Genomic DNA, 17,585 nt, shown 5'->3' with positions numbered 1-17,585 from the left:
GGCGTGACACGCCTGCCCTCACCGCGCAACGGGCCCTACGCGTCGTCGGCGGTGCCGTCCGATCCTTGGGTGGCATCGGCTCCGGAACCTTCCGGGGCCGCGCCGCCGATGTGCTTCGGCCATGGGCCGTTGGCCGCCAGCCAGTGCGGTACGAGCTTCACCGGGAAGGGCAGATCGGTCTCGAAGACGTCCTCGCCGTAGACCTGCGTGACCTCCTGGTACTCACCGTTGTCCAGCCGCAGCTCGATGATGCCGACTTTCTCAGGAATCGGATTGATGATCCAGTACGACGGGATGCCGAAGGCGGCGTACTCCCTCCGCTTGGTGTGGTTGTCGCGGAACACACTCTCCGGGGAGACGATTTCCACCGCCAGAACCGGGGGGACCACGAAGTAGCCCTCCTCCGGAAGGTCGGTGTCGAAGACCGCGAGATCGGGGATGCGGTGGTGGGTCCCATCGCCGTTGAGGGTGATGCCTGGCCCCTCACCGATTTCGAACGCGTACTCGCACGATGCACCGAGATGGTTGCCGAGTCGGAAGGCCACACGTGTGTGCAGAGGCTTGGGCGCAGGTGACACGTCAAGCCGCCCGTCGACCAGTTCGTATCGCCGTCCGTCGTCCGGCGTCCTCTCCAGGTCGGCCACGGTCAGTCGCCGTTCGGGTGCTTCCGGGTGCCTGGTGGTCATGACTGACATACTGCCTCCTCGTTCGCATGAAGGCCAGCATTCCGACTCACGCTCGGTGACGGAGGGCTTTTCCGGGGAGTGGGACGACGTTCCTTCCGGGCTCCTGGACACGCGTGCGGGGCGCGGCCGGCGCCGCGCCCCGCGTCGGAGTGGGATCCGTCCGACTAGTCGTTGACGGAGATGCCCGAGGTCGACTCGTTGGACACGACGTTGCAGCCGTCCAGGTTCACGAAGGAGAACGTCAGCACGTCCGCGCAGATCGGGACCGTGATGTTCTGGATGTCGGCGTTGTTGTCGGCCGCGGCCGGGCCGGCCAGGGCACCGACGGCGAGGCCGGTGGCGAGGAAGAGGCCGGAGATGGTGGCGATGCGCTTCATGGTGTTCCTTTGCGGTTCGTGGTGTACAGCGTGGATCTGTCAGGGCCGGGGGTCCCGCAGCGTGTCGGGACGCGCCTAGTTGGCGGAGATGCCGGAGGTCGACTCCCAGTTGACGACGTTGCAGCCGTCGGCGGACACGCCGGCCGCCTGCAGGACGTCCACGCAGACCGGGATGGTGATGTTCTGGACGTCGGCGTTGTTGTCGGCCGCGGCGGTGCCGGTCAGGGCGGCGAACGCGAAGCCGGTGGCCAGAACGAAGCCGGAAGCCTTGGCGATACGGGACATGAGGTCCACCTTTCGGAAGGTACGGAACGGGGCGACTGCCCCCGCCGGAAATAACTTAGCGTAGTCAGACCGATGCTACGGGTACTTTCACGAGGCGATCCCGAGGTGAGTCGTCGGTTCCTCGCGGCAAGGTGGACATGGGGGATATGACGGCGTCCCCTCACGCCGCCGTGTTACTGAACCGAAAGGATGGCGGGGGCCGATCGTTCACGAACACATCGGAATCCGCCCACGCCTCCACGGGGCACGACAAAAAGGACCCACACGGCGTGTGCCGTGCGGGCCCTCGGAGAAGGCGGTGGGCTACCAGCCCTGCTGCTGCCCGTATCCCGGGTACTGCTGGCCGTAGCCGGGCTGCTGCCCGTACCCCGGCTGCTGCTGCCCGTAGCCGGGGTACTGCTGCTGGTCGTACCCCGGGTACTGCTGCTGCTGGTCGTAGCCGGGCTGCTGCCCGTACCCCGGCTGCTGCTGGCCGTAGCCGCCGTACGGGTCCTGCTGGTGGGCGCCGGTCGGGTGCTGCGGGTAGGGCTGCTGCTGACCGGACGGGTCCGGGGCCGGCGCGGGCTGCTGCTGGGCCTCGGCCTTGGCCGCCTCCTCCTTGCCCGAGGTGTCCGGGCGGAAGATGAACAGGCGGGCGGGCTTGGAGTCGCCGGCTTCACCCGGAGTGATGAGGTCCAGGCGCCAGCCGGCCTCCTCGATGCCCTCCAGGATGCGCGTCAGTCCGGGGCGCAGCTTGCTGGAGGTCTCGTCGTAGGCGTTGACCTCGAGCTGGATGATGAACATCCGCCGCTTCTGTTGAGCCGCGACCTTGGCGTGCTCGACGACCGTGCTGTCCCTCACGACCTGTGTGACGCTCATGAATAACCGTACCCATCTGCTCTGACTGGAGCTTGCCGTACCCGTCGGGTTGATCCCCGGTCATCCGCGTCCACCGTGGCGGGACTCCGCCGGGCTCCGCCCCCATCATGCCTCCTATGCGCGCATCTGGCCACAGAAGGCCTCAATCGGCCGGGTTGGGCCTCAGGAGGCGACGGCGCGGACCGCCTCGGCGACGGGATCGTCTCCGTTCACCAGGTTGAGAACCCGGCCGACCGTCCCTGGTTCGTCCAGAAGCGCGACGATGACGGACGCCACGTCGTCCCGCGTCACCGCGTCCCGCTCGACCTCCTCGCCCAGGGCCACCCTGCCGGTCCCGGGCTCGTCGGTCAGCCGGCCCGGGCGCAGGATCGTCCAGTCCAGTTCCAGAGAGCGCTCCCGCAGGTCGGCGTCGGCCAGCCGCTTGGCCTCCACGTAGGCGGCCCAGACCTCGTCGGTGCCCTCCGGCACGGGCCGGTCCACGTTGATCGCGGAGATCTGGACCAGTCGGCGCACCCCCGCCAGCGAGGCGGCGTCGGCGGTGAGCACCGACGCCTTGTGGTCCACGGTCGACTTGCGGTCCGCGCCGCTGCCCGGACCGGCGCCCGCGGCGAACACCACGGCGTCGGCGTTCATGATCTTCTCGGTCAGCTCCGTGACCGTGGCCTTCTCCAGGTCGATGAGGACCGGCTCCGCGCCGGCGTCGACGACGTCCTGGGTGTGGTCGGGATTGCGGATGAGGGCGACGGGCCGATCCCCGCGGTCGGCCAGCTTCCTGGCCAGCCGCAGCGCGATCTTCCCGTGTCCCCCGGCGATGACGATACGCATGGGGGAAGGGTAGCTGGCTCAGGCGCCCGGAAGACGGGGCCTTCGCGGCTTCCGGTGTGTCCGCTCGTTCCTCACGGACCCACCTCCAGCCACTCCAGGACCCGTCGGCGCCTTCGCAGTGCTTGCCTTGGGCCTCCGCTCGTATCCTCGCTTCGGCCCGGATAGGCCCCCTGGGGTTGCGGCAGGCTCGACGGTCCACGTTCACCCTCCGGGGGGCTGGCTCAGGCGCCCGGAAGACGGGGCCTTCGCGGCTTCCGGTGTGTCCGCTCGTTCCTCACGGACCCACCTCCAGCCACTCCAGGACCCGTCGGCGCCTTCGCAGTGCTTGCCTTGGGCCTCCGCTCGTATCCTCGCTTCGGCCCGGATAGGCCCCCTGGGGTTGCGGCAGGCTCGACGGTCGACGTTCACCCTCCGGGGGATTCGTGGGGCGGACCGCTCGCCTTCACCCCCCGCGTCCCATGGGGCGAGGTGTGCACCCCGGGCGCCGAACGCGGCGCGGGGCGCCGTGGACTCGGCCACGACGCCCCGCGTCTGCTTCGCCCGTCAGTCGACGGTCCAGGTGTCGCCGCTGGCGAGCAGCGCCGCCAGCTCGCCGTCGCCCCGCTCGGCGCGGGCGTCGGCGATCTGCTCGTTCAGCAGGTCGTCGTAGACGGGCCGCCGCACGTCGCGGAACACCCCGATCGGCACGTGCTCGAACGCCGGGTAGTCCAGACGGGACAGGGCGAACGCGTACCCCGGGTCCTCCCGGTGCGCGTCGTGCCGGATGAGCCGGTCCTCGCCCACCGAGTCCACGTCCACGACCGACAGCCCGCCGAACTCCCCGGAGACCACGCCCCGGTCCGCGCCGAGCCGCAGCGGCTCGCCGTGCTCCATCCGCAGCAGCCGCGCGTCACGCGCCGACGGGTCCTTCAGCGGCTCGAAGGCGTCGTCGTTGAAGATCGGGCAGTTCTGGTAGATCTCCACGAACGACGCGCCCGGGTGGTCGGCCGCCGCGCGCAGCACCGAAGTCAGGTGCTTGCGGTCGGAGTCCACCGTGCGCGCCACGAACCCCGCCTCCGCGCCCAGCGCCAGCGACACCGGGTTGAACGGGTGGTCCAGCGACCCCACCGGCGACGACTTGGTGATCTTGCCCGGCTCGGAGGTGGGCGAGTACTGCCCCTTGGTGAGCCCGTAGATGCGGTTGTTGAACAGCAGGACGTTGATGTTGACGTTGCGCCGCAGCGCGTGGATGAGGTGGTTGCCGCCGATGGACAGCCCGTCCCCGTCCCCGGTCACCACCCACACCGACAGGTCCGGGCGGCTCGTCGCCAGCCCCGTCGCGATCGCGGGGGCGCGCCCGTGGATCGAGTGGATCCCGTAGGTGCTCAGGTAGTACGGGAACCGGGAGGAGCAGCCGATCCCGGACACCATCACGATGTTCTCGCGCGGAACGCCCAGCTCGGGGAGGAAGGACTGGAACGCCGCCAGGATGGCGTAGTCCCCGCACCCGGGGCACCAGCGCACTTCCTGGTCGGACTTGAAGTCCTTCATCTTGTACGAGGTGTCGCTCTTGGGCACGAGGCCGAGCCCGGCGAACCCGGTGCCGTTGTCACTCGTCACGGTCGATGACCTCCTGCAGCACGTCCGCCAGCTCCTCGGCCTTGAACGGCAGGCCGCGGACCTTGTTGTAACCGATGACGTCGACCAGGTACCTGCCGCGCAGCAGCAGGGCCAGCTGGCCCAGGTTGATCTCCGGCACGACCACCCGCTCGTAGCGGCGCAGCACGTCGCCGAGGTCGGCCGGGAAGGGATTGAGGTGCCGCAGGTGGGCCTGCGCGACCCGGCCGCCGGCGCGGCGCACCCGGCGCACGCCCGCGGTGATCGACCCGTAGGTGCCGCCCCAGCCCAGGACGAGCACCCGGGCGTCTCCCGTGGGGTCGTCGACCTCCAGCGGCGGCAGGTCCCGGGCGATCGCGTCGATCTTCGCCTGGCGGGTGCGCACCATGAGGTCGTGGTTGGCGGGCGTGTAGGAGATGTCGCCCGTCTCGGCGTGCTTCTCGATCCCGCCGATCCGGTGCTCCAGCCCCGCCGTGCCCGGGACCGCCCACGGCCGGGCCAGGGTCCGTTCGTCGCGGGCGTAGGGCAGGAACGCGCCGTCCGGCCCGTTGGGCTCCGCGGCGAAGCCCGGGTCGATCACCGGCAGGTCGGCGACCTCCGGCAGCCGCCACGGCTCCGACCCGTTGGCGAGGTAGCCGTCGGAGAGCACCACCACGGGCGTGCGGTAGGTGACCGCGAGCCGGGTGGCCTCCAGGGCGATGTCGAAGCAGTCGGCGGGCGAGGACGGGGCCAGCACGGGCAGCGGGGACTCGCCGTTGCGGCCGTACAGCGCCAGCAGCAGGTCGGTCTGCTCGGTCTTGGTCGGCATGCCGGTGCTGGGGCCGGCGCGCTGCACGTCGATGATCACGAGCGGAAGCTCGGTCATCACCGCCAGCCCGACGGTCTCCTGCTTGAGGACCATGCCGGGACCGGAGGTCGTGGTGACGCCGAGGGACCCGCCGAACGCGGCGCCCAGAGCCGCCCCGACCCCGGCGATCTCGTCCTCCGCCTGGAAGGTCCGCACACCGAACCGCTTGTGCCGGGACAGCTCGTGCAGGATGTCCGAGGCCGGGGTGATCGGGTACGACCCCAGGAAGAGCGGCAGCCCGGACCGCTGGGACCCCGCGATCAGCCCGTAGGCGGTGGCCAGGTTCCCGGTGATGTTGCGGTAGGTGCCCGCGGGCAGCCGGGCGGGCTTGATCTCGTAGGAGACCGCGAAGTCCTCGGTCGTCTCGCCGAAGTTCCACCCCGCCTGGAACGCGGTGAGGTTGGCGGCGAGGATGTCGGGCTTGCCGGCGAACTTCTGCTTGAGGAACGAGGTCGTCCCCTCCGTGGGCCGGTTGTACATCCACGACAGCAGCCCGAGGGCGAACATGTTCTTGGCGCGCTGGGCGTCCTTCTTGGACAGGTCCGTGCCCGCCAGCGCCTCCACGGTCATGGAGGTGAGCGGGACGGCGCTGACGTGGAAGGCGTCCAGCGACCCGTCCGTGACCGGGTCGGCTTCGTACCCGACCTTGGCCAGGCTGCGCTTGGTGAACTCGTCGGTGTTGACGATGACGGTCGCGCCCCGGGGCAGGTCGCCGAGGTTGGCCTTCAGAGCCGCGGGGTTCATCGCCACCAGCACGTCCGGGGCGTCGCCCGGCGTCATGATGTCGTGGTCGGCGAAGTGGACCTGGAAGCTGGAGACCCCCGGGAGGGTGCCGGCGGGGGCGCGGATCTCCGCGGGGAAGTTCGGCAGGGTCGACAGGTCGTTGCCGAACGACGCGGTCTCCTGCGTGAATCGGTCACCGGTCAACTGCATGCCGTCGCCGGAGTCCCCGGCGAAGCGAATGATGACGCGGTCGAGCTGTTCGATCTGTTTGGCCACTGAGATCGACGACCTCCTTGGTGAGCCGCCGGTCGTGTCGGGCGGCGGCGCTCGGGTGTCCGTCCCGGGACCCCGCCGTCGGGGGCCGGTCGGAACGTCAGGACAGCATTCGTGAACCCCGGCGCTTCCCACCGGGTGCGCCAACCCGGTGTCGCGCGGTGCGGCTCCGCCGCGTGCGGCCGGGTCGGTGGGGAGTCCCCGCCCGGTCGGGCCAGGGGGCTCGCCTCAACGACACGGCCAACCGCCCACCTGGGAGAGGGAGGGTCCCGCCAGCCTGGTGCGCGTAGTGATAAGGGCCACGTTGGCACTATAGGTCGTCCACCCGCGGGCCGCGCCGGTCGGGTGGCCATTGTCACACCGGCGCGCGGTGGCTGTGCGGCTGCGGGGGTCCGCGGGGCCTGTGACGGACAGCAGGCCCGATGGGGAACGCACGACGCGGATCCGCACGTTTGTCACCATGTACGCATCGGCGACGAGACCCTGGAGGTGACGGCGTGCACGTCAGTGCGGCCCGCGCGGTCGGCCTGTTCGTCGGCGCCGCGGTGTTCGTCGTCGCGGTCGGCTGGGTCTGCGGCGCGAACAAGGGCGCCCAGATCGCGCTCGCCCTGGTGGGGTGCGCGGGCATCCTGGTCTACCTGTTCGGGGAGTCGCTGGCCCTGCGCGCCATGCGCGCCCGGCTGATCAGCGAGATCGAGCAGCCGGAGCTGTACGGCCTCGTCCGGGAGCTGGCCACGGCCGCCCGCCAGCCGATGCCCCGCCTGTACCTGTCACCGGTGCGCTCACCGAACGCCTTCGCGACGGGCGTCAGCCCGCGCCGCGCCTCCCTGTGCTGCACGACGGGGCTGCTGCGGACGCTGGAGCGCGAGGAGCTGCGCGGAGTGCTGGCGCACGAGCTCGCGCACATCCGGGCCCATGACACCCTGATCAGCGCGGTGGCGGCGACGCTGACCGCGCTCATCACCGCGTTGAGCGCGATCACGTTCCTGCTGCCGCTGGGGGAGTCGGAGGAGACCGACATGCCCAACCTGCTGGGCGGACTGATGGTGGTGCTGCTGGCGCCGTTCGCGGCGGCGGTCGTGCACTGCGGTGTGGGCCGCCGTCGTGAGTTCCGGGCCGACGAGCGGGCGGCCGAGCTGACGGGGGACCCGCTGGCGCTGGCCTCCGCGCTGCGCAAACTGGAGGAGGGCGCCCGGGCGTACCCGCTGCCGATGCAGCGAACCCTGCTGGCGTCGGCGCACCTGATGACGACCAACCCGTTCCCCGACGGGGTGGGGCGCCTGTTCGCCGCGCACCCGCCGGTGGCCGAGCGCATCCGCCGCCTGCGCGATCTGCGCCGCGGGTGGGACATGGGCCGGTAGGGAGCCCCGGCGGGCGCCTGGGGGCGTCCTGGGAGGGCGTCTGAGGGGGCCTGGGGTATGCGGGGGTGTCCTCAGCGGCGCCTCAGGGCGCCGGAGGACACGACGGCGGCGGCCGGCCCTCCCGTCGGAGGGGCGGCCGCCGCCGTCGGTCCGCGGCCGGTGCCGTCGGGCGGACCCGCGCGGCCACCGGCGCGGCTACCGGTAGTTGACGAACTGAGAAGGGCATCCCCACCTCCCAGCTCAGGAGACGGGGATGCCCTCTGACGTGCCGTTACGCCTCTTGTGGGTTCTCACTGATTCGCGCTACATCCCGGGCTCGTGTGCCCTCGATGTGCCCTCGCAGATGAGAAGCCGCTTTAGCCCTTCGGCGGATGCGGGTCGTTGCCTGGAGCGACGGTGTTCTTCTGTCGAACCTGTCCGTTGCGTCCACGGATGGTGAGTTCGCCGCCTCCCGAGTTATTCAGGATCGCGCGTGCTCGCTCGGCCGCTTCGGACTGAGTCCGGTGGTTGGAACTGGCGCGACTGGCGTTGGGGTCCTTCACGCTCCACGTTCCGTCCTCTTTGGGAACGACCTGGCGAGTGTTCGGCTTTCGGCTCACAAATCCTCGTTCTCCGAGGTCAAGGATGCCTTGCCGTCGCAGCAGGCTTGGCAAGCCCAATTCTGCGAGGTAGAGTCCTCGGGCGCGACCAACGCATCGAGACCCCACATGCAGGCAGTCCTGACCCCTTGTTTAGGACCCCGCTGTGGGGTCTTTTACTTGGGCATGATAATTAGAGCACGTCCTGAGGCTCGCGGGCAACTAGCGACACAACATCTAGGTGTACCTAAAGCTTCAGGTACAAGATGTGCATCCTCATGTTGCATCCCCATGTAGCGTCCAGCTTTCTTCAAAATCCCCCCGCCCTCCCCGCTTCTCTGCCCCCTGCGCTTCCCTGAGGCCCCACCTTCCGTGTGCTGCCTCCCGCTCTACGGCTGCTGCCCTTTGGCCTTGGATGTCTGGGAGTCCTCGCGCCCGCTCGGCTCGGCCGTCCTGTCGGTCCACCACACACCCTGTCGTCCCTGGACTGTTGATGCCCCTGGTTCGCCCACTCCTGTGACGAACCGCCGTGCCCGTCTTCCTGGGCCCGGCGGGGCGCGCTCGGGCGCCCCGCGCGGAACGCTGGCGGGAGCGGCCGAAGCGCGCCTACCGCCGGACACCCTTGGGGTGTCCCGCAACCGCGCTCCGCGCACTCTGGTTGCTCGCGTACACCAACACGCCCGCACTCGCCCTCCCCTGAGGATGCCCCCCGGGTTGGAGACGTGCCCGCGACATCCCTCGGCGTTCCTGCCCCCGCCTCGCGCGCTCGATCCCACTCACCCCGCACCCCCGCCGGCCGTTTGCTCCTCCTGCCTGAGCGCCCGCCCCCCACACCCGTCCGGGCCTGCCTCGCCTGCTCGCGCTCCGACCCGCCCGGTCGGACCCAGCACAGGAACCAGGCCCCACCCTCACCCTTCTCCCGCTCCCCTTCCCTCCCGCGGCTTCTCTGCCTTCCCGAGGTGGGGGTCAGACTTTGGGCGGTGGCCTGTCCGGCTCTGGGAGGACCACGCCGGGGGCCAATTACGCTTGGCCAATTGGAGAGGGCTCTGCCCTCACCCTGCGAAGCATGCTCTCGGCCCCCGGCTTGGTCCTCGAGGATCCTGAGCCGGAGAGGTGCCTAAAGTCTGAGCACCACCGACCTCACGCAGGGCCTCCCGCGCCGTAGGTGCGGGCTTGAGGAAGTAAGGAAACCTTCAACAGCTCAGGGCATAGGCACGACCCGGTATCTCCTGTCCCTCACCGAACCGGTGGACGATCGTCCCGATGCACACCCACCCGAGACGCTCGTAGAGGCGCATCGCGGCCTGGTCCTTCTCCATCACGTCCAAGACGAGTTGCCAACCCTGCTCTCGGCCGAACTCCATGGCTCGCCTCATCAACGCCAACGCGGCTCCTCGTCCTCGCACAGCGGGAGAGACGAACAACCTGCCGACTGATGCCACGGGTCTTTGCCTGTCGCTGTTCTGGGCCTTCCACAGCTTCACGGCGTCATCACTGCTAGTGCGGGTGAGGCTGACGTGCCCGGCTACCGCTCCTTCGGCTAGAGCCACCCAAGCCCGTCCGCTCCCGTCTAGCTCCAGCCACTTCCGAGGGTCGGCAACGCCTTCGACGGGATATCCGTCTCGCTCGTGCACCTCCACCAGCAGCCGGGCACAGGCGTCTAGGTCCTGCTCTTCGCGTGGCCGGATTTCCACCTTGTCGCTCATCGGTTCTCAGTCCTCCACCGGCATGTTGTAGTCCAGTGCTGCGAAGTCCGCTCGCATGATGAAGTGCGTGACCTCGAAGGGCGTGCCCTCCTGGTCAATACCTGTGTGGAGAACGTCGATGACCGGCACACCATCGGGGATCGACAGTCCTGTGACCTCATCCCGGGTCGGCATCCGTGCGCAGATCTCCTCACGGACACGGGTGATCGCGTGCCCTCGCTCCTCGAAGCGTGCGTAGAGGCTGCCCTTGCCCATGTTGGCGGAGCTGGCCAGCACGGTGTCCCCTGCGACATCCACGGGGATGTAGGTGATTCCGAGCTGCACCGGGGCCTCGTCCGCGTAGTACCAGTTCTCCCGGCGGATGACCTGGGCGTCGTCGGCAAGCTCCAGCCTTTCCCTCACCCGGCCGGGCGGGTCGACACGCTCGATGGACGTGCAGTCGACGCGGGCGGTCATGCCCTGGCGTGCGAGTTCGGCGCGATAGGGGGACAGGCCGGTCTCCTCGCGCAACCGTCGTGAGTAGCGCTCGCTGCCGAAGCGGAAGAGCTGTCGTTTGGCGCGCACGAAGACGCCTCGCCCGTGTTGGGCGTCCACCAGCCCTTCGTCGGCGAGTAGGCGCATGGCTTCGCGGGCGGTGTTGCGCGCGGTCCCGTATCGCTGGGCCAGTTCGCGTTCAGACGGCAGCTTCTCGCCGGGTTCCAACGCGCCGCTGGTGATGGAGTCGCGCAAGTCGTTCGCTATGCGGCGACTCGGTAGAAGAGGTTCCTCGGTCGGGTTCATATCCCCAGCGTACAAGCTGGCTCAAGCCAGTCGCTTGACCACTCTCAACAGGTGTGCTCTACTGGCTTAAGCCACCACTGGCTCAAGCCACTTTCGAGGAGACCTCATGGTGCTCGCTGCCTCCGCTCTCGCTTCCTCCACCCGTATGACCCGTTCCGGCTTCTTCGCCAAGGTAGAGGGGGCCTACGCCGCCGGTGACTTCGCGAACCTGCCTGTGCCTGCCCCCGTCGCCTTCCTGGCTCCCGAGGAGCTGTGCGAGCAGTGCGAGGGGCGCGGCTGCCTGCCCAAGAGGGGCCGCAAGGGTCAGTGGAAGCTGTGCCCGTCCTGCACAGGGATGAACGGCCGTCACGCCGGGTGGGACTTCAAGCGCTACGCCCGGAGCGCCAACGGTACCCCCAGCTACTTCCGGGACACGCCTGTGACCGAGGGTGCGGTGCGTGAGTACTGGGGTCCTTGCCGTGACTGTGCGACCGACCCAATCTCGCCGTGCCAGGGCGGGGAGAACGCCCGGGTTCCGTGGGTGATCGAGTGCCACACCTGCGATGACACCGGTTGGCAGATGCACCGCACCACCCATGTCGACGCCGCCGACGACTGGACTGACGCACTCCTGTGAATCCGCCCCCGACACGGTGCCTGATCCGACCAAGAACCGTCACCGTGCCGGGGTCCGCGAAACGTCTCCGGCCTGGGGCTGCTTCCACACATGCCACCCGGGCCGGGGCTTCACCTACCCAACGAACCCAACACGCGAATGCATGGAACGAAAGGCACTGCTCATCATGCCCCAACCCGGTGACGCCTCACAGCCTCGTCGCGCACCCTCCCAGGAGCAGATCAGCGAACGCGTCGCTACCGGCGTACTCGATGACGTCCTGTCCACGATCAACCGCGTCGGGGGCTGCTCCGAACCCCTCCGGCTCCGGGGGCAGCTCACCGCCGTGGACACTTCTACCGGGGCCGCTGAGCCGGTGTGGTCCACCAGCGGCCAGCCGGGGCAGGTGCTCATGGTCGCCTGCGGCAACCGCCGTGCCTCCCGCTGCCCGGCCTGCGCCGACACCTACCGGGGCGACACCTTCCACCTGATCCGCTCCGGCCTCATCGGTGGCGACAAGGGCGTGCCCGAACAGGTGCGCTCACACCCCCGGGTGTTCGCCACCCTGACCGCCCCGTCCTTCGGCCCCGTCCACCGGGGACCCGACGCCTCCGGGCAGGCGGTGGTGTGCCACCCGCGCCGCTCCAGTGTGGCCTGCTACCGCCGCCACGCCGCAGGTGACCCGCTCATCGGTCAGCCCCTGGATGCGGACTCCTACGACTATGACGGGCACGTGCTGTGGAACAACCACGCCGGGGACCTGTGGAGCCGCTTCACGGTCTACCTGCGCCGCCACCTGGCCGATGCCGCCGGAGTGGGCCGCACCGAGTTCAACGACACGGTTCGGGTGTCCTACGCCAAGGTCGCCGAGTTCCAGACCCGGGGCCTGGTCCACTTCCACGCCGTGGTCCGGCTGGACACCAAGCGCTCTGACGGTGTGGTGGAGCCTCCCCCCGAATGGGCGACGGTGGAGCTGCTGACCGGTGCGATCCGCTCGGCCGCCGCTGCTGTGGTGGTCCCTGCCGACACTGACACTGGTTCCCGCTTCCTGGCCTGGGGTGAACAGGTGGACGTGCACTCGATCACCTCGGGCACGTTCACCTCCGGCGGGGTCGATGAAGAGGCGGTAGCCGCCTACATCGCCAAGTACGCCACCAAGTCCACCACCGAGGACGGCACCCTCGACCGGCGCGTATTCGCGGGTGCCCCTCTCGATCACCTGGGACTGACCGACCACCAACGACGGCTCATCCACGCCTGCTGGCGGCTGTCCGAGGTCCCCGGCCTGGAAGAGCGCAAGCTCGATCGGTGGGCGCACACGCTGGGGTTCCGGGGCCACTTCTCGACCAAGTCCCGGCGCTACTCCACCACCCTGGGAGAGCTACGGCAGGTGAGGCGGGATTTCCGTGCGGGGCAGGCCCGAACGTCCGGTCATGACGAACTGCTCGGCACCCTGCCCGACGCCGATGACACGACCTTGATCGTGGGATCGTTCTCCTTCGCTGGACAGGGGTACGCGCATCCGGTGGACCGGTGGTTGGCCGAGTCCCACCACCGCAGTCGGGTGCTGAGTCGGCGTGTGGGCCGCGAAGAGCTCGCTGACCTTGAAGAGGTCGCCTGATGGCCGTCTATGACCGCTGGCACAAGTCCCAGGACGCAGAGGGAGACACGCCCTGCCGTGAGCACAAACAGATCCCAGGTTCCGAACACGGCATCGGGGACCGCTGGCAAGTCCGGTGGCGTGACGAGTTCGGCCGGCAGCGCAAGCGGAACTTCCCGAAGAAGTCCGGCAAGGACCCCGAGGTCCACGCGGAAGCCTTCGACGCCAAGCTGAAAGCCAACGCGTCCAAGGGGCTGTCCGTGGACACGGACTCCAGCAACATGCTGCTGAGGGACTACGGGGCTCTCTGGCGTTCGGGAGCGATCAACCGGGTCTCCACGGCCGAACGCATGGAATCCATCTTCCGGCTGCACATCGACCCGATCCTGGGGCACTTCAAGATGTCGCAGGTACGGGCGTCGCACGTCCGGGCCTGGGTCAAGGACCGGTCGGCCGTCTTGGCGCCCTCGACTCTCCGAGTGGCCTACAGCTACGTGACCGCGCTGTTCTCGTGGGCTGTCGTCGATCGGGCGATAGAGGTCTCACCGTGCAAGGAACAGCGCCTGCCCGAGGTCGGCAAGCACGACCACTACATCCCGACGCCCGACCAGGTTCACGGACTCGCTGAACGCCTTCCCGCCCGGTACTCCGGAATCGTCTACCTGGGTGCTGGCTGCGGCCTCCGGGGTGGCGAGATCTTCGGACTCGAACTCGACGCCATCGACTTCGAACGGCGCGAGATCGACGTACGCCAACAGCTCATCGCCGTGTCCGGCCGTAAGCCCTTCTTGGGGCCTCCCAAGACCAAGACCTCGGCTCGCACGGTCGAACTGCCTGAGGTGGCTTCTGAGGCTCTACGGCGGCACCTTGAGCGCTTCGCTCCGGTGGAAGTGGAGATCGAAGACGAGACGGACCCTCGCAAGCCGCGACGGCGCAAGGCGAAGCTGGTCTTCCTCTGGGGTGGTGTCACGGGTGGTTTCGGAGACCTGACCCCGATTCACCGTGCTAGCTGGGCACACGCCTGGTCGCCCGCTGCTCGTGCTGTCGGCATCCCCAAAGGCGTCGGCCTCCACTGCCTGCGGCACTACTTCGCGACTCTGCTCATCCACGAGGGGGCATCGGTCAAGACCGTGCAGATGGCGCTGGGGCACTCAACGCCGACGGTGACGCTCAACACCTACGTGGGGGAGTGGCCCGAAGCCCAAGACCGAACGCGTGCCCTCGTGGACAACGCGCTCGGCCTTGTGCCCCGGATGTGCCCTCCGCCGCAGGCTGCCTAGCTCCCGCGCAGGTCAACGCGGTGAACCGGCGTCCTGTTAGCGGTAGTTGACGAACTGCAGCGCCAGGTCGAAGTCCTTCTCCTTGATGAGGTTCATGACCGCCTGGAGGTCGTCCTTCTTCTTGGAGCTCACGCGGAGCTCGTCGCCCTGGATCTGCGCCTTGACGCCCTTGGGGCCCTCGTCGCGGACGAGCTTGGAGATCTTCTTGGCGTCCTCGGAGGTGATGCCCTCCTTGAGGCCGACCGGGAGGCGGTACTCCTTGCCCGAGGGCTTGGGCTCGTCGGCGGCGTCCAGGACCTTCAGGGAGATCTTGCGCTTGATCAGCTTCTCCTTGAAGACCTCCAGGGCCGCGGCGGCCCGCTCCTCGGAGGAGCTCTTGATCTCGATGCCGTCCTCGCCCTGCCAGGCGATGGTGGTCCCGGTGCCCTTGAAGTCGAACCGCTGGGCCAGCTCCTTGCCCGCCTGGTTCAGGGCGTTGTCGACCTCCTGTCGATCGAGTTTGGACACGACGTCGAAACTGGATTCGGCGGCCACGTACGCTCACATCCCGCTAGGTGTCTCATGGATCACGGGCGCCGACGCGGGCGCCCGAGGGGTTCTCGGCCCGTGCCGGACCCCCGGCGCGGGCTGGCCTCCGAGCTTAGCCGTGCGCTGCTCAGAGCGCCCGAAGCCCCTGGTGGGGGCGCGCCCGGCCAAACGATTTCAGGTTCGGGCGGATCATCCGCTATTCTCAGTCATGCGTCGCGACGAACACGTCGCCGCAGCCCAGGCAGGTTGCCCGAGCGGCCAATGGGAGCGGACTGTAAATCCGTCGGCTTAGCCTTCCAAGGTTCGAATCCTTGACCTGCCACGCTGGGAAGAGGCCCCGGTGATCAGCGGACACGCTGGCCACCGGGGCCTTTCGCGTGTCCGGGGCCGGCCCGTCGCGGGCGGGGATTCGGATCGTCGCGGATCGGACGCGTTCGGGACACGGGCAGATCACGCCGGATCCGGTGCGCGGCACCCTCCGGAGGGCGGATCCGAGGTGTCCGGGGAGTGTGCACGGGGCGATTTGGTCTGGTTGCGCACGGTAGTCAAAGCACTTCCGAGGGTGATCGGTGGCGATGGCGGACGGTCTGTCCCGCTTCGACCGTCCCATGGTGTCCCATGTGCGCATCGGCATCTTGTGCGGGTCGCGCAAAAAGGTCGTCAAAAGCATATTCGTCGGGGCGGCAAAAAGAATTCTCCCGACAAGTCGGACAATCCGTCACTCGGAGTTTCGGCGTTGACAAAAAACGGGGGGCCGCAGATGATTGCCCCAGTCCACCGCGACACAGGTGCAAGAAGCGCCTGCGTCTTTTTCTGTCAACGCCGCGAATGCTTTCCGGGGGAAACATGATCAAGAAGATGGCCGCTGCTGGCCTGGTCGCCGGTGCCGCGATGGGCGCGCTCCTCATGGGAGCTCCCGCCCAGGCCTCGCACGGTGGTGACCAGCAGTTCAACCAGAACCTGCAGGTCGTTCCCATCCAGTCCTGCAACCTGACCGGCAGCGTCGGCCTCGTTGCGGTCACCGTGCCGATCCTGTCGCCCCAGACCACGGGCGACTGCGTCAACGGCCCCGTCGGCACCAACATCAGCTAGGTTCCGGCAACAAGTTCGACCGAGAATATCTCAATTTCTTTCGAAGGGTAATTCAATGCTGCGTAAGCTCGGTGTTGCCGGCCTCATCGCTGGTGCTGCTCTCGGTGTCGCCCTCACGGGCGCTCCGGCCTCCGCCTCGCACGGCGGCGACCAGCAGTACAACCAGAACCTGCAGGGCGTTCCCGTTCAGCTCTGCAACACCAGTGCCGCCGTCGGCCTGGTCGCCGTCAACGTCCCGGTCCTGTCGCCGCAGACCACCGGCGACTGCGTCAACGGCCCCATCAGCACCAACATCGACTAGGAGATCCCGTCATGCTGCGCAAGCTCACCACTGCCGGCGCCATCGCCGGGATCGCCCTGAGCGCGATGCTCGCCGCTGCTCCGGCCTCCGCCTCGCACGGCGGCGACCAGCAGTACAACCAGAACCTGCAGGGGATTCCGGTCCAGCTGTGCAACACCAGCGCGGCCGTCGGCCTCCTCGCGGGTGTGAACATCCCGATCCTGTCGCCGCAGACCACGGGCGACTGCGTGAACGGGCCCGTCAGCACCAACATCGACTAGGAGGGCCTGCCATGATGCGCAAGCTCACCGCCGCGGGCGCGCTCGCCGGGATCGCGCTCGGCGCGATGCTGGCCGCCGCTCCGGCCTCCGCGTCCCACGGTGGCGACCAGCAGTTCAACCAGAACCTGCAGGTCGTTCCGGTCCAGCTCTGCAACACGGAGCTGTCCGTGGGCCTGGTCGGTGTGACCGTGCCGATCCTGTCGCCGCAGACCACGGGCGACTGCATCAACGGTCCGGTGACCACCAACATGAGCGACGACGGCAGCTACTAGCCACAGTCCTCGTGTGACGGGGCCCTCGGCCCCACAGTGACGGAACAGAGCGGTAGTGAGGCCCCCCGGCGTGTGCCGGGGGGCCTCGCCGTGTGCCCGGGGCAGGATGGGCCCGAGGAGGGCGGAATGAGGCACACGATTCTGGCCGGCGCGCTGCTGCTGGCCGTGGCCGCCTGCGGCCAGGAGACCGCACCGGCCGGGGACGTCGACGTCGGCACCGGACCCACGGGGCAGGCCTCGCCGGAGCCGGGGCGGGACTCCCCGGGGACCGCGTCCGACGCCCCGGACCAGGAGGGCGGCGGCGCGAGCGGCTCCGGGCCGGGAGAGGGGACCTTCGTCCTCAACCGGTACGGCGACGAGGCGGGCTTCGCCGACCAGCGGCCCACCGACTACGTCGCCACGGAGTTCACGACGTTCCGCGACCTGGAGTGGGACGAGTGGACCGACACCTCCGCGCGCGGGGAGGGCGAGGTGTCCGGCACGTGGTGCCTGGGCGTGGACTGCGCGAGCGACCCCTACGACATCGGCATCGAACTCGGGGACCCGGTGGAGGTGGACGGCACCATGTACTTCTCCGCCTACACGGTCACGGAGTACGACGACGACATGCCCGCGGACCAACGTGAGGCGATGGAGCAGAGCGACGACGGCCGCCTCGCCGTACCCGTCGAGGAGTGATGCCGGCCGTGCGCCCGGCGGTACGGTCTCGGCACGTGCGAGAGGAATCATTCCAAACTTCATAAAAAGCGCGAATCGCCTGCT

General features: G+C 68.8%; 20 protein-coding genes and 1 tRNA gene. 10 read left to right on the top strand and 11 right to left on the bottom strand.

The genetic code is table 11. The annotated features are described in order from the left end of the window. Positions 1 to 35: 35 nt before the first annotated feature. The 7 genes from HNR10_RS11820 to HNR10_RS11790 all read right to left on the bottom strand — a co-directional run bounded on the left by HNR10_RS11820 (position 36) and on the right by HNR10_RS11790 (position 6,473). Positions 36 to 686: a Uma2 family endonuclease gene (locus tag HNR10_RS11820; protein WP_179823136.1), complete on the bottom strand. Its 651-nt coding sequence runs from the start codon at positions 684 to 686 to the stop codon at positions 36 to 38. Positions 687 to 850: 164 nt separating this feature from the next. Next, positions 851 to 1,063: a hypothetical protein gene (locus HNR10_RS11815; RefSeq protein ID WP_179823134.1), complete on the bottom strand. Its 213-nt coding sequence runs from the start codon at positions 1,061 to 1,063 to the stop codon at positions 851 to 853. Between the two features lie 75 nt (positions 1,064 to 1,138). Continuing rightward, entirely contained in the window at positions 1,139 to 1,348 is a 210-nt protein-coding gene (locus tag HNR10_RS11810) for a hypothetical protein (RefSeq protein WP_179823132.1), read from the bottom strand. A gap of 303 nt (positions 1,349 to 1,651) precedes the next feature. Next, a complete protein-coding gene (locus HNR10_RS11805; RefSeq protein WP_179823130.1) occupies positions 1,652 to 2,206 on the bottom strand; it encodes a hypothetical protein in 555 nt (184 codons plus the stop codon). A gap of 162 nt (positions 2,207 to 2,368) precedes the next feature. Beyond that, positions 2,369 to 3,031 carry an SDR family oxidoreductase gene (locus HNR10_RS11800; RefSeq protein ID WP_179823128.1) on the bottom strand — a complete coding sequence of 221 codons (663 nt, stop codon included), beginning with the start codon at positions 3,029 to 3,031 and terminating at the stop codon, positions 2,369 to 2,371. Between the two features lie 543 nt (positions 3,032 to 3,574). Continuing rightward, entirely contained in the window at positions 3,575 to 4,561 is a 987-nt protein-coding gene (locus HNR10_RS11795) for a 2-oxoacid:ferredoxin oxidoreductase subunit beta (protein WP_218898577.1), read from the bottom strand. A gap of 58 nt (positions 4,562 to 4,619) precedes the next feature. After that, a complete protein-coding gene (locus HNR10_RS11790) occupies positions 4,620 to 6,473 on the bottom strand; it encodes a 2-oxoacid:acceptor oxidoreductase subunit alpha (protein WP_179823124.1) in 1,854 nt (617 codons plus the stop codon). 494 nt (positions 6,474 to 6,967) lie between these two features. Between HNR10_RS11790 and HNR10_RS11785 the strand changes: the two genes are divergently transcribed. Further along, positions 6,968 to 7,831, top strand: coding sequence for a M48 family metalloprotease (locus tag HNR10_RS11785; RefSeq protein WP_179823121.1), 864 nt, complete (start codon positions 6,968 to 6,970; stop codon positions 7,829 to 7,831). Between the two features lie 356 nt (positions 7,832 to 8,187). On the opposite strand, the gene HNR10_RS32175 is transcribed toward HNR10_RS11785, so the two are convergent. The 3 genes from HNR10_RS32175 to HNR10_RS11770 form a co-directional block, all read right to left on the bottom strand. Then, positions 8,188 to 8,430, bottom strand: a complete 243-nt coding sequence (locus HNR10_RS32175; RefSeq protein ID WP_179829681.1) for a DUF2188 domain-containing protein — start codon at positions 8,428 to 8,430, stop codon at positions 8,188 to 8,190. 1,172 nt (positions 8,431 to 9,602) lie between these two features. Continuing rightward, positions 9,603 to 10,115: a GNAT family N-acetyltransferase gene (locus HNR10_RS11775; RefSeq protein ID WP_179823119.1), complete on the bottom strand. Its 513-nt coding sequence runs from the start codon at positions 10,113 to 10,115 to the stop codon at positions 9,603 to 9,605. A 6-nt stretch (positions 10,116 to 10,121) separates the two neighbouring features. Next, positions 10,122 to 10,895: a GntR family transcriptional regulator gene (locus tag HNR10_RS11770; RefSeq protein WP_179823118.1), complete on the bottom strand. Its 774-nt coding sequence runs from the start codon at positions 10,893 to 10,895 to the stop codon at positions 10,122 to 10,124. 106 nt (positions 10,896 to 11,001) lie between these two features. Between HNR10_RS11770 and HNR10_RS11765 the strand changes: the two genes are divergently transcribed. From HNR10_RS11765 to HNR10_RS11755, 3 genes are all read left to right on the top strand, one after another. Beyond that, complete coding sequence (locus HNR10_RS11765) at positions 11,002 to 11,511, top strand: hypothetical protein (RefSeq protein WP_179823116.1); 510 nt, start codon at positions 11,002 to 11,004, stop codon at positions 11,509 to 11,511. Between the two features lie 142 nt (positions 11,512 to 11,653). Further along, positions 11,654 to 13,111 (top strand): replication initiator, encoded by a 1,458-nt coding sequence (locus tag HNR10_RS11760; protein ID WP_246406184.1) that lies wholly within the window; start codon positions 11,654 to 11,656, stop codon positions 13,109 to 13,111. Beyond that, on the top strand, positions 13,111 to 14,370 hold the full coding sequence (locus tag HNR10_RS11755) for a tyrosine-type recombinase/integrase (RefSeq protein ID WP_218897717.1): 1,260 nt from the start codon (positions 13,111 to 13,113) through the stop codon (positions 14,368 to 14,370). The genes HNR10_RS11760 and HNR10_RS11755 overlap by 1 nt, the downstream gene beginning before the upstream one ends. Positions 14,371 to 14,406: 36 nt before the next feature. Here the strand turns inward: HNR10_RS11755 and HNR10_RS11750 are convergent, their stop codons facing one another. Continuing rightward, entirely contained in the window at positions 14,407 to 14,904 is a 498-nt protein-coding gene (locus HNR10_RS11750; RefSeq protein ID WP_053618554.1) for a YajQ family cyclic di-GMP-binding protein, read from the bottom strand. 234 nt (positions 14,905 to 15,138) lie between these two features. Here HNR10_RS11750 and HNR10_RS11745 point away from each other — a divergent pair. The 6 genes from HNR10_RS11745 to HNR10_RS11720 all read left to right on the top strand — a co-directional run bounded on the left by HNR10_RS11745 (position 15,139) and on the right by HNR10_RS11720 (position 17,501). Next, positions 15,139 to 15,220 (top strand) — tRNA-Tyr (locus HNR10_RS11745). 524 nt (positions 15,221 to 15,744) lie between these two features. Further along, a complete protein-coding gene (locus HNR10_RS11740) occupies positions 15,745 to 15,990 on the top strand; it encodes a hypothetical protein (protein ID WP_179823114.1) in 246 nt (81 codons plus the stop codon). Between the two features lie 55 nt (positions 15,991 to 16,045). Next, the gene (locus HNR10_RS11735; RefSeq protein WP_179823112.1) at positions 16,046 to 16,291 is read left to right on the top strand and encodes a hypothetical protein; all 246 of its coding nucleotides are present in this window, start codon (positions 16,046 to 16,048) and stop codon (positions 16,289 to 16,291) included. Between the two features lie 11 nt (positions 16,292 to 16,302). Then, on the top strand, positions 16,303 to 16,551 hold the full coding sequence (locus HNR10_RS11730; protein ID WP_179823111.1) for a hypothetical protein: 249 nt from the start codon (positions 16,303 to 16,305) through the stop codon (positions 16,549 to 16,551). A gap of 11 nt (positions 16,552 to 16,562) precedes the next feature. Next, positions 16,563 to 16,823 (top strand): hypothetical protein, encoded by a 261-nt coding sequence (locus HNR10_RS11725; protein WP_179823109.1) that lies wholly within the window; start codon positions 16,563 to 16,565, stop codon positions 16,821 to 16,823. A 126-nt stretch (positions 16,824 to 16,949) separates the two neighbouring features. Further along, a complete protein-coding gene (locus HNR10_RS11720) occupies positions 16,950 to 17,501 on the top strand; it encodes a hypothetical protein (RefSeq protein WP_179823107.1) in 552 nt (183 codons plus the stop codon). The last annotated feature ends 84 nt before the right edge of the window (positions 17,502 to 17,585 follow it).

Origin of the sequence: Nocardiopsis aegyptia, from assembly GCF_013410755.1 — a bacterium.
In the GTDB taxonomy this organism is placed as follows: domain Bacteria; phylum Actinomycetota; class Actinomycetes; order Streptosporangiales; family Streptosporangiaceae; genus Nocardiopsis; species Nocardiopsis aegyptia.
The sequence above is the reverse complement of the archived record's forward strand: the minus strand, read 5'-3'. Positions and strand labels throughout refer to the sequence as shown.

What these genes read in the sequence shown, in the direction of transcription:
- HNR10_RS11740 (WP_179823114.1), top strand. Translation starts at nt 15,745, where the DNA reads ATGATCAAGAAGATGGCCGCTGCTGGCCTGGTCGCCGGTGCCGCGATG.
- HNR10_RS11735 (WP_179823112.1), top strand. Translation starts at nt 16,046, where the DNA reads ATGCTGCGTAAGCTCGGTGTTGCCGGCCTCATCGCTGGTGCTGCTCTC.
- HNR10_RS11755 (WP_218897717.1), top strand. Translation starts at nt 13,111, where the DNA reads ATGGCCGTCTATGACCGCTGGCACAAGTCCCAGGACGCAGAGGGAGAC.
- HNR10_RS11795 (WP_218898577.1), bottom strand. Translation starts at nt 4,561, where the DNA reads ATGAAGGACTTCAAGTCCGACCAGGAAGTGCGCTGGTGCCCCGGGTGC.
- HNR10_RS11805 (WP_179823130.1), bottom strand. Translation starts at nt 2,206, where the DNA reads ATGAGCGTCACACAGGTCGTGAGGGACAGCACGGTCGTCGAGCACGCC.
- HNR10_RS11725 (WP_179823109.1), top strand. Translation starts at nt 16,563, where the DNA reads ATGATGCGCAAGCTCACCGCCGCGGGCGCGCTCGCCGGGATCGCGCTC.
- HNR10_RS11815 (WP_179823134.1), bottom strand. Translation starts at nt 1,063, where the DNA reads ATGAAGCGCATCGCCACCATCTCCGGCCTCTTCCTCGCCACCGGCCTC.
- HNR10_RS11760 (WP_246406184.1), top strand. Translation starts at nt 11,654, where the DNA reads ATGGAACGAAAGGCACTGCTCATCATGCCCCAACCCGGTGACGCCTCA.
- HNR10_RS11775 (WP_179823119.1), bottom strand. Translation starts at nt 10,115, where the DNA reads ATGAGCGACAAGGTGGAAATCCGGCCACGCGAAGAGCAGGACCTAGAC.
- HNR10_RS11765 (WP_179823116.1), top strand. Translation starts at nt 11,002, where the DNA reads ATGGTGCTCGCTGCCTCCGCTCTCGCTTCCTCCACCCGTATGACCCGT.
- HNR10_RS11770 (WP_179823118.1), bottom strand. Translation starts at nt 10,895, where the DNA reads ATGAACCCGACCGAGGAACCTCTTCTACCGAGTCGCCGCATAGCGAAC.
- HNR10_RS11720 (WP_179823107.1), top strand. Translation starts at nt 16,950, where the DNA reads ATGAGGCACACGATTCTGGCCGGCGCGCTGCTGCTGGCCGTGGCCGCC.
- HNR10_RS11800 (WP_179823128.1), bottom strand. Translation starts at nt 3,031, where the DNA reads ATGCGTATCGTCATCGCCGGGGGACACGGGAAGATCGCGCTGCGGCTG.
- HNR10_RS11820 (WP_179823136.1), bottom strand. Translation starts at nt 686, where the DNA reads ATGACCACCAGGCACCCGGAAGCACCCGAACGGCGACTGACCGTGGCC.
- HNR10_RS11810 (WP_179823132.1), bottom strand. Translation starts at nt 1,348, where the DNA reads ATGTCCCGTATCGCCAAGGCTTCCGGCTTCGTTCTGGCCACCGGCTTC.
- HNR10_RS11730 (WP_179823111.1), top strand. Translation starts at nt 16,303, where the DNA reads ATGCTGCGCAAGCTCACCACTGCCGGCGCCATCGCCGGGATCGCCCTG.